This window comes from Frankia sp. CeTa3Moorea (assembly GCF_978021225.1).
Genome location: NZ_CDXDOR010000192.1, coordinates 1 through 7,618, shown reverse-complemented (window position 1 = coordinate 7,618; position 7,618 = coordinate 1). Strand labels below are relative to the sequence as shown.

The window sequence follows — 7,618 nt, the reverse complement described above, 5'->3', positions numbered from 1 at the left end:
GAATCTGCGACAGAGCCGTTGTTCTTACACGCCCGCGGCGCGTCGCCGAAGATCGTGCGCTGCTCCCACCTGCTAGCGCAGGCCGGCTGGGTGGGCGCCCGCCAACGGCAGACATCGAAAGGTGGAACGTCGGGCGCGACGGTGCGGTCATCCTGGTCGTAGGAGGAGCGCTGGCTCGGTTGCCGGTGGCCGGAAATATGACAGGGAGCAGCGGAAGATGCAGCGGGTGGAGCTGACGTCGATCGATGGAGTACGGCTGGAGGGCGCGGTGCATGCAGCCGTCGGAGGACAGCACCGGGGGGTGGCCATCCAGCTACATGGAATCAACGCAAACATGACCGAGGGCGGCATGTTCGTCCGACTCGCTGATCGACTTGCACACGCCGGCTTTCATGTTTTGCGGTTCTCCTTCCGCGGCCACGGGGGAAGCGGAGGGACCCAGCGTGGCGTGACGATCGCCGGCGAGCTGCTCGACCTCCAGGCCGCGGTCGAGTACGCGGAGGAGCAGTTGCCAGGTCGCCTGTCGATCGTGGCGTCGAGCTTCGGAGCGGTATCGGCCTCGCTCTCGCTGCCCTGGTTGGCCGACCGCCTGAACAGGCTCGTCCTGTGGAATCCGGTACTCGACCTCCGGCGGACATTCCTGACACCGGAACTGCCGTGGGGACGAGAGAACTTCGGCCCCGATCAGCAGAAGCTGCTGTCAGGTCAGGGGTTCCTGGTGCTCGACGGGGAGTTCGAGGTCGGCCGGGTGCTGTTCGACGAGTTTGATCATTATCGGCCGCTGGACTCCCTGATGGCGACCGCTGCACCGGCGCTCGTGGTACACGGCGATCGGGACACCGCGGTCTCGTACGAGATCGCGTGGCAGGCAGCCTGCGCCAGACCCCACACCGAGTTTCACACCGTCGAAGGTTCGGATCACGGCTTCGACACCCGAGAACGAGAGGACGAGGCAGTCGCAGTCACAGTGAGGTGGCTCGTTGGCGACAAGGGCCGAGCATGAACATCGCCTCTCTGTATGCACCGGTGCACATTGAGGAGAGCACCGTGGTGGGCGAGCACTGCGTTTTCGGCTACCCGAAAGAGGCGCGCCTGCGGGCCCAGCAGAAGGGGTCCGGCTCGACCTCGTCCGGGGAACCGGTGGTGGTGGGGGCGCACTGCGTGATCGGTAATCAGCTCGCGGTACTTGGCGTTCCACGGCGGTCCGCCGACGACCACGAGGACATCGGCCTGGGTGTCGAAGTACTCCGAGGGGGCGAAGTCTCGAATCGTCACGGTCGGGGCTAACCGGGCGAATCGGGTCCGCAGGTAGATCAACGTGTCAAGATCCGCGAACTTCGCATAACGGAGGTAGTTACGGTCGGCTGGCGAGGCGTACTCTGGGCGCTCATCCTCGGGGATCTCCGAGCAGACGATATCGATGCGTGCCCCGTGGGAGAGTCGCCAGAACGCTCTCAGGTCCTCGCCCCAGGGCTCGCCGTGATCGACCGGCGACCGATCCTGTTCAGGGGACGAGATCGTTGCCGGGCTCCTGACCGTCGACGTGACGGTCGATGGCCCGTTCGTCAACAGCATGTAGGCGAGGGTGTCCAGCGCTCGGTCGGCGCGGCGACGAACGGTCTTCGCCGCGCACCTCTGCTGGCGCGCGAGCGACTCTTGTCGCTCGGTGAGCGTTGGGTACCGATGCTCGGCGCTCAGGTTGAAGTCGACCTCGACGCACAGGCGCTCGTCGTCGGCCAGCCCCTCGACGGCTTGCCGGAACGCGGTCACGAGCAGCGTGACCTCCTGCGCCGATGCAGGCTCGCTCACCCTGCCGTCTGCCAGGCGGGCCCGGAGCAGCTCAGGCAGCACGGTAGGAAGCGCGGTGGGGCGAGCCAGGCCATGTCCTTGGCGGAGGCGCTTCAGACTCTCTTTGACCTCATCGACGGACAGTGAAGGGATGACCACCACAGTGTCCAGGATATGTCCAGATAGTCGGTCGATGACCATCGACACGGGTAGCTGCTGGCCTGGTCGATCGTGATCGTGGCCGGCATTCTTAACCGGACGAGCCAACGAGCCGCTGACGGCCATACGGCTCGCCACCGCACCCGCCGACGACAAGGAAGATCGTGTGACCGACGTGTCTTCACCCGTAGAGCCGAACAGCGACGTCTCCGGCCTCGATCGCGCAGCGCAGCTGCGCAGGAAGATGGTTGACGATCTTCTTGCGGAGGGCACGATCACCTCGCGGCCGGTCGAGGCCGCGATGCGCAAGGTCCGTCGGGAAGCCTTCGCACCGGGGGTGGAGCTGGAGGAGGCTTACCAGCTTTACAACGGAGTAGTTACGAAGCGCGACGACGCTGGAAGTTCTGTGAGCTCGGTTTCCGCTCCGCAGGTCCAGGCGTACATGCTGGAGCAGGCTGCGATCACCCCCGGCATGAGGATCTTGGAGATCGGCTCTGGGGGGTACAACGCTGCCTTGATCGCCGAGCTCGTCGGTCCGGCAGGTCAGGTCACCACGGTCGACATCGACAAGGACGTCATCGACCGGGCGCGCCATCTTCTCGCGCAGGTCGGCTACCCTCAGGTGAACGTTGTGCTCGCCGACGCCGAGTTCGGTGTGCCTGAGCACGCCCCTTATGACCGTATTTTGGTCACGGTCGGTGCGTGGGACGTTCCGCCGGCTTGGGTGGCTCAGCTGGCCGAGGGCGGTCGTCTGGCGGTGCCGTTGCAGCTGCGGGGCCTGTCGCGTGTGATCACCTTCGAGCGAGCCAACGAGTACTTGCTCAGTCGGGCGTCCCGGTTGTTCGGCTTCGTGCCCATCCAGGGCGCCGGAGCGCACCAGACCACGTTGCTGGTCCTACGCGAGGGTGAGATCACCTTGCGCTTCGAGGAGGGGCCCCCGACCGATCCGGGCCTGCTGGAAGGCGTATTCGACGCGCCGCGGGTGGAGGTCTGGAGCGGGGTCACGATCGGCCGTTTCGAACCGTGGGCCGGTACGCAGATGTGGCTCGCCACCGTGCTGCCGGGCTTCTGTCGCGTTGTGCTGGACAGAAAGCTGGACACGGGTCTGCTCTCCCCACCGGGCAGTCACTCCGCCGCGGTGGCCGTCGTCGACGACGACACCCTCGCCTATGTCACGACGCGCGGTGCGGCGGACTCGGTGGACGTCGAGTTCGGTGTGCATGCCTTCGGTCCGGGCGCGTCCGAGCTGGCCGAACAGGTCGCCGAGCAGCTCCAGGTCTGGGGGCGGGAACACCGCCACAGCTCGCCACAGTTCCGCGTTGACCCCGCAGGCACCGCCGATGACCAGCTGCCGGCTGGCCGCGTCATCGACAAGAAGCACAGCCGGATCACGATCTCCTGGCCGGGAGCGGCGAGCGTCGCGGCCGGCCGGGGCGCAACATCACGCCGAGCAGGAGGATGATCCATATGTCAGAGGTTTCGCTGTCTGGAAGCGCCACGGCGTTGGCTGAACGGCCTGGCGAGGACGACGAGTACACGCTGGATGTACGGGTGCTCGTGGCGTACGGCCCGATCATGGGGGACTGCCCCACCGATGACGGATGCGGCAACACCTGCTCGGGCAACGACAGCTCCTGCAACTCGTTCGCCGACGACCCGTCCTGACCTGTACGGGGGTCGTCGGTGCATTCCCCGACCCACGGCCCCCGCACAGCAGCAGTGCCCCGGGAGGCGGCCTGGCGGTGAGATCTCCAGCGATGTACCAGTGGGCCGGTGCAGCACTACTACGTGCGAGCACCGATCCGGGCGGATTGGACTTGCCAGCGGACCTGGACCTGTTCGGTGCCGACGCCGCGGACGAAGGGTCGGCGTGGCTGTCGGCGATGTGGCGGCGCGAGGAAATTCGCGCGGCGATCGCTCAGGCGAGTCCCGCGCTGATTCAGCAGGTTGACACCGTTCTGACCTCCAGTGGTCATGACGTGCGAGCGGTTCGCCGGACCGTGCTTTCCGTAGCGTCCTATCTGCTTCGGTGGCAGCGCCGTCCCACTCCCTTTGGGCTGTTCGCCGGAGTCGCGCTGGCCCGGATCGATGCTGGGGCGAAGGTGCGGTGGGGTCGCGATCACCGGGTCGAGGCCCGGGTTGACGCGGGCTGGCTCGGTGATGTCCTCGCGCGCCTGCACCGGTGTCCGACGCTGCGGGAGCGGCTGTCGCTGGTCGCCAATGGCGCCGGGTTGGTGCGCGGTGACCGCTTCGGAGCGCCCGCGCCGACGCCGGATGGCATAGCGGACGAGTTGGCGCCGATCGAGGTGTCCGTGCGCCACAGTCGACCGGTCTGCGCCGCGCTGGAGGCCACGCGGAAACCGGTCACGTTCAGCGAGCTACGAACACTGCTCATGGAGCGCTTCCCCAGTGCCCCCGCGCAGCGGATCGACGAGATGCTCACGGGTCTGCTCGACCAAGGAATCCTGCTGAGCAATCTGTCAGCGCCGATGACCTGCCTGGATGCACTCGGTCATGCGTGCGCTCAGCTGGAGGCCGTTGACGCCCACGGCATTCCGGAGGTTAGCGATCTTGTCCGTTCGATGTTCGAGATCCACAAGGAGGTGTCGGCCACCAGCCAGGTTCTCGGGTCAAGGTCGGCCGTGACCGAGCAGATGCACGCGCTGAGCGAGGCCGCCGAGGTACCCATGATCGTCGACACGATCCTGGAGTGCGACGTTCACATACCGGACCAGGTCGCCCAGGAAGCCCGCAACGCCGTCCAGGTCCTCTATCGACTCTCACCGTATCCGTTGGGTTATCCCGCCTGGCGGGACTACCACTCCCGGTTCCGGACCCGCTACGGGACGGGCGCCTTCGTGCCGGTCATGGACCTGATCTCCGACAGTGGCCTGGGAGTTCCGGCCGACTATCTGGGCTCGGCGCGCGGGCGTGCCGCTCGGCAGGTGAGTGAACGTGACGAGAAACTACTGGCGCTGATCCAACGGGCCACGCTGTCCGGCGGCGGCGAAATCGTCCTGACTGATCAGATGATCGAGGAGCTTGCGGTCAGCGATCCGGCCGACGTGCACCTGCCTGCTCGGGTCGAGGTGGCCGTGGAGATCCGCTCCATGTCCGTTGAGGCGCTGGCCCGCGGCCGGTTCACGGTGGCGGTGACCGGCACGCCACGGCCCGGCAGCAGCATGGCTGGCCGCTACGCCCACCTGCTGCCAGCGGACGGCCGCGACCTGATCGCGGGCACCTTCGCTGCGGCCGGCACCGACGCGATCCCCGCGCAGCTCTCCTTCGCCCCGCGTAAGCGGCGCAACGAGAACGTCGCGCGCACGCAGCAGCTCCTGACACATGTGATCCCCGTGGCCGAATACCGCGACGGCGACGAACGCCTGATCCCCCTGACGGACCTCGCGGTCAGCGTGGACGACCGCCGCTTCTACCTCGCCCAGATCTCCACCGGCCGGTACGTCGAACCGCGGGTCGCCCACGCCCTGGAGGCCGGCGTGCACACCCCGCCGCTCGCGAGGTTCCTCGCTGAGATCACCACCGCCCGAGCCGCCGTGTACAAGGCATTCCACTTCGGCGCGGCGGCACAGCTTCCCTACCTTCCACGCGTTCGATACCGGCGCACCGTGCTGTCTCCGGCACGGTGGCTGCTAGCGGCCGGTGAACTTCCCGGCCGCGGCGCCTCGACGGCCGAGTGGGACGCCGCGCTGGAAGACTGGTGCAGCCGGTGGTGGGTTCCCGGCCATGTCGCGATGGTGGAGCACGACCGGCGGCAGCCGGTGGACCTCGGCCACCCGCTTCACCGTCTCCTGCTGCGCACCCGGCTGGAACGCGCTGACCGCCTGGAACTGCGCGAGACGTCGACCCTGGAAGACGTGGCCTGGCTGGGGCGTGCCCACGAGGTGCTGATCCCCATGGTCTTGGACCCGCAGCCCGCCACAGATCCCGGGCCAGGCATCAGCACACGGCGAGTCGTGGCCGTCGACGCCGGGCATCTCCCCGGCGAGTCCACGGTCGTGTCCGCGCACCTGTACGGGCATCCGGCGCGCGTCGAGGAACTCCTGACGCAACACCTTCCCCACATGATCGACGCCTTCGGCGTCCACAGGCCGCGCTGGTGGTTTCGGCGGAACCGCGAAATGCGCAGACCAGAGATCGACCAGTACCTCGCCGTATACCTCTGGCTATCGGAGCCCTCCGCATACGGCCCTGCCGCCGCATGCCTCGCCCGGTGGGCCGACGATCTGCGCCGACAACACCTGCTCGCGCACGTCTCGCTCACCACCTATGACCCCCAGTCGGGACGTTACGGACACAGCCCAGCCCTGGACCACGTCCAGGACGTCTTCGCCGCCGACTCGGCCTGCGCCATCGCCCAGATCAGCGCATCCATCCGCGCAGGCGTGCATCCCCAGGCCCTGGCCGCTGCCAGCCTGGTCGACCTGGCAGTGAGCTACGCCGGGTCCCCACAAGACGGGCTGGACTGGCTGATCCGCGAACTCCGCCAAGAACACGGAAGGCTGGACCCCGCGCTACGGCAACAGACACTCGAACTAGCCGACCCGCACGGCAGTTGGACGCGGCTGCAATCCCTGCCCGGCGGACGCGATGTCCTGGCTGCCTGGGGCACCCGCGCCAGTGCGCTGGCGGCATACCGAGATGCCCTCGCTGACCAACGCGACCCGATGCCGGTCCTGCGATCGCTCCTGCACCTGCACCACAATCGCGCTGTCGGTGTCGACCCGGCTGTCGAACGAGCCACCGGCCGGCTCGCACGGGCCTGCGCGCTGCGCCACACCGCCCACCGCACGGAGACATGAGTGGCGACCTCAACGAGCACCCCTCCGGGAATCGCGCAGACCGTTGATCTTTACGCCGAGCGGCTAGCTCTGCCCGAGCCCCCGCCCGAGAGCGAACCCTGGGCACCGCAGTCCCTCACGAAAGGCAGCGCGGGCATCGCCCTGCTCCACATCGAACGCGCCCACGCCGGGCTCGGCACGTGGCAGCAGGCCGACCGCTGGATCCGCAGCGCGGTCGCCGCGCCGGCCAACATCACAGACAACACCGGCCTGTACCTCGGCGCCCCAGCGATCACCTTCATGCTGGACGCCGCGGCAGGAAGCGACCCGAGCCGCTACCGCGGCGCCCTCGCCGCCATCGACGGGCACGTCGCCGCGATCGCCCACCACCGAGCCGACGCAGCCATGGAGCGCATCGCGGCCGGGAGACTGCCAGGGTTCCGCGAGTACGACGTGTTTTTCGGTCTGACCGGGATCGGCGCGCTGCTACTGCGTCGCGCTCCCCAGGGCAGCGCAATGGAGCGGGTTCTCGCCTACCTCGTCGCCTTGTCTAAGCCGCATCGGATCGACGGGCAGATGCTGCCGGGCTGGTGGGTCAACCACGATCCGCACCGCCGCGCCTCCCCTGCCTACCCCGGTGGGCACAGCAACTTGGGCCTCGCTCACGGGATAGCCGGGCCGCTGTCCTTGCTCAGTCGGGCGATGCGGCGTGGTGTCGTCGTCGACGGACAGCACGATACGATCATAAACGTCTGCGCCTGGCTCGACGCCTGGCAGCAGGACGGCGAAGCCGGACCCTGGTGGCCGGAATGGATCACTCTGCCCGACCTGCGTCAGGGCAGAACAAGCCAGCCCGGCCCGGCGCGTCCCAG

The 7,618-nt window shown here is 67.8% G+C and carries 6 protein-coding genes; 5 read left to right on the top strand and 1 reads right to left on the bottom strand.

All coding sequences use genetic code 11. The features are described 5' to 3' along the window. Window positions 1–217: 217 nt before the first annotated feature. Window positions 218–1,003, top strand: a complete 786-nt coding sequence (locus AC08OV_RS21990) for an alpha/beta hydrolase family protein (RefSeq protein WP_476615077.1) — start codon at window positions 218–220, stop codon at window positions 1,001–1,003. Here the strand turns inward: AC08OV_RS21990 and AC08OV_RS21985 are convergent. After that, the gene (locus tag AC08OV_RS21985; RefSeq protein ID WP_476620249.1) at window positions 919–1,851 is read right to left on the bottom strand and encodes a hypothetical protein; all 933 of its coding nucleotides are present in this window, start codon (window positions 1,849–1,851) and stop codon (window positions 919–921) included. The genes AC08OV_RS21990 and AC08OV_RS21985 overlap by 85 nt on opposite strands. A gap of 262 nt (window positions 1,852–2,113) precedes the next feature. Between AC08OV_RS21985 and fxlM the strand changes: the two genes are divergently transcribed. The 4 genes from fxlM to AC08OV_RS21965 form a co-directional block, all read left to right on the top strand. Next, the gene (gene fxlM, locus AC08OV_RS21980) at window positions 2,114–3,409 is read left to right on the top strand and encodes a methyltransferase, FxLD system (protein WP_476615075.1); all 1,296 of its coding nucleotides are present in this window, start codon (window positions 2,114–2,116) and stop codon (window positions 3,407–3,409) included. 5 nt (window positions 3,410–3,414) lie between these two features. Beyond that, window positions 3,415–3,612 (top strand): FxLD family lanthipeptide, encoded by a 198-nt coding sequence (gene fxlA / locus AC08OV_RS21975; protein ID WP_035958751.1) that lies wholly within the window; start codon window positions 3,415–3,417, stop codon window positions 3,610–3,612. A 152-nt stretch (window positions 3,613–3,764) separates the two neighbouring features. Then, window positions 3,765–6,767 carry a lantibiotic dehydratase gene (locus AC08OV_RS21970; RefSeq protein ID WP_476615074.1) on the top strand — a complete coding sequence of 1,001 codons (3,003 nt, stop codon included), beginning with the start codon at window positions 3,765–3,767 and terminating at the stop codon, window positions 6,765–6,767. Continuing rightward, on the top strand, window positions 6,768–7,618 hold an 851-nt coding region (locus AC08OV_RS21965), incomplete at its 3' end, for a lanthionine synthetase C family protein (RefSeq protein ID WP_476615073.1).

Excerpts from the sequence above, each read along its gene's own strand:
- fxlA (WP_035958751.1), top strand. The coding sequence starts at position 3,415 with ATGTCAGAGGTTTCGCTGTCTGGAAGCGCCACGGCGTTGGCTGAACGG.
- AC08OV_RS21990 (WP_476615077.1), top strand. The coding sequence starts at position 218 with ATGCAGCGGGTGGAGCTGACGTCGATCGATGGAGTACGGCTGGAGGGC.